The organism is Ruoffia sp. FAM 24228 (genome assembly GCF_045528575.1).
GTDB classification, from domain to species: Bacteria; Bacillota; Bacilli; order Lactobacillales; family Aerococcaceae; genus Ruoffia; species Ruoffia halotolerans.
The window spans coordinates 1-1,791 of record NZ_JBGQQZ010000126.1 but is presented as its reverse complement, the minus strand read 5'-3'; the positions used below and the strand labels follow the sequence as shown (position 1 = coordinate 1,791).

The following is a 1,791-nucleotide window of genomic DNA, read 5'->3' as shown; positions in this document are numbered from 1 at the left end:
ATCGATTGCACACAAACGGAACACGATTCCACGGAAATCCTTACACTACCGAACACCGTTGGAAGTATTTTTGAGTTACTTAGATGAAGCAGTTTTGTCTAGCTTAATTTGACAAATCAAAGAATATTACTTCATCAACAAGTTTATTTTTCAACTCAAGATAGTGCTCTGATTTATTATCAAAAATTTGAACAGTCTTCTTTAAATTTGAAAAACTAGATGGGTTTTGAACCCAACCGAAAGTTCTAATGCTCAAAGACATACTCTCACCTCTTTTTTATATTCCTTTTGATTATATCACATTAAAGATAGTAGTAAGAAGCCTATTTATAGGACTTAAAGAAAGAGAATATATTAATTTACTAGATTTAAAAATTTACTAATTAGAATCGAAACTCCCCCAACCCACTAGTGTAGCGAATGGTTCATTCGAGTCCAGCTGGAGACCGATTAGGTCGGAAGTGGCCACGAGAATGAAACACCGAGCGGAGCTAGTGGGTTGGGGGAGTTTAGTTTGCGTTTCATCACCTTATTTTACGTTTTAAACGCACTTATAAGAGAATTAAGTAACATCTGACTTATCTATCCAACCTATTGAAATACCGTCGTTACCAAGCAAATAAATCGTTTGCATGACCTCTTTTTCTTCGATGAGTTCGAATTCTAAGTCTTTGACCCAATCGGGTATCTTCTCACCAGTAAACCATCTATACGCTTCTTCTTTCACTTTCAATTTCTTTGTGATATTACTAAACGTTGAATCCAATTGATCCAGAATACCTGAATTTTCCTTATCAATCGCTAACTTACGAGCTACCATACGCTCTAAATACTTTGCGTAGCCTAAGGCAGCATAATTATACTTTGCTCCACCTTCTCGAAACAGACCTTTAACAGCCTGTTTAAAATTACTAATTCCACTCACTCTATAATTGCCACCTGGTCTCAGTAAATAAACCCAATCTTCAAGGAAATCTTTGACACTTGAATACTTAATATAATGGCCACCCTCATTTGTAGGGCGTTTGCTACCTTTGTTTTTATTAATCTTAGGATTACCTACATATGAATCAGACCAGGTCATACCACCCCAATTATTATCGATTTCGGCAACGTTCGATTCACCCCATACTCCTTCAAAATGCAACATCACAATAAGAAGACTAGGTAGTATATTGTATTCCTTAGCCAATTCGACTATCTTTTTGATATGCTTTTCGGAGAGTGTAGCCCCATTATATGTCATCACAGGCAACGCTCCATTATCCACACCCTTATCAACAGATGTTAAGACTTCATTTACTTTTTTTTGAACCAAACTCGCATCATAACCAGCAGCTAATAACTCATTGATCCTTTCCTGGCCAGAACTCCATTTTCCAGAAATAACTTCTTTGGCTACTTCCTCAATCGTCTTTTTAATTTCTCCTATGATTTTATACTTCGGTCGTGCATAGCCTTTAATCCGTTTATCGTTCCATAGGAAGGTATTTCGCTCAACGCGTCCATTACTATTACCTTCAATCGTTGTAATCTGATTATTCTCAACCTTCTCAACAAAACCGATGTGATCCGCCCAACCATTACTATCCCAATCAAATGTGACAACATCGCCCATTTTAGGAAATTCTTTTCCACGCCATATCCCTAATTTTTCAAAAATGTTAATATGACGCTGAACGCCGCATTCACGACCTATCAACTCACTTGTTTGGGTCTTATCAGCAATGAAACTGACAAATGCATCGCACCAATCATCACTATACTTAACCATGTAGCCAACGGGAACGG

General features: G+C 37.2%; 2 protein-coding genes and 1 pseudogene. 1 reads left to right on the top strand and 2 read right to left on the bottom strand.

What is annotated here, in order from left to right; genetic code table 11:
* Nucleotides 1-112, top strand: a pseudogene (locus ACEN33_RS12205) (IS30 family transposase); the annotation flags it as partial.
* Here the strand turns inward: ACEN33_RS12205 and ACEN33_RS12200 are convergent.
* Entirely contained in the window at nt 104-262 is a 159-nt protein-coding gene (locus tag ACEN33_RS12200) for a restriction endonuclease FokI recognition domain-containing protein (RefSeq protein WP_407095193.1), read from the bottom strand. The pseudogene ACEN33_RS12205 and the gene ACEN33_RS12200 sit on opposite strands and share 9 nt — an antisense overlap.
* A 300-nt stretch (nt 263-562) precedes the next feature.
* The coding region (locus tag ACEN33_RS12195; protein WP_407095192.1) for a CHAP domain-containing protein at nt 563-1,791 on the bottom strand (1,229 nt) is incomplete at its 5' end.

Excerpts from the sequence above, each read along its gene's own strand:
- ACEN33_RS12200 (WP_407095193.1), bottom strand. The coding sequence starts at position 262 with ATGTCTTTGAGCATTAGAACTTTCGGTTGGGTTCAAAACCCATCTAGT.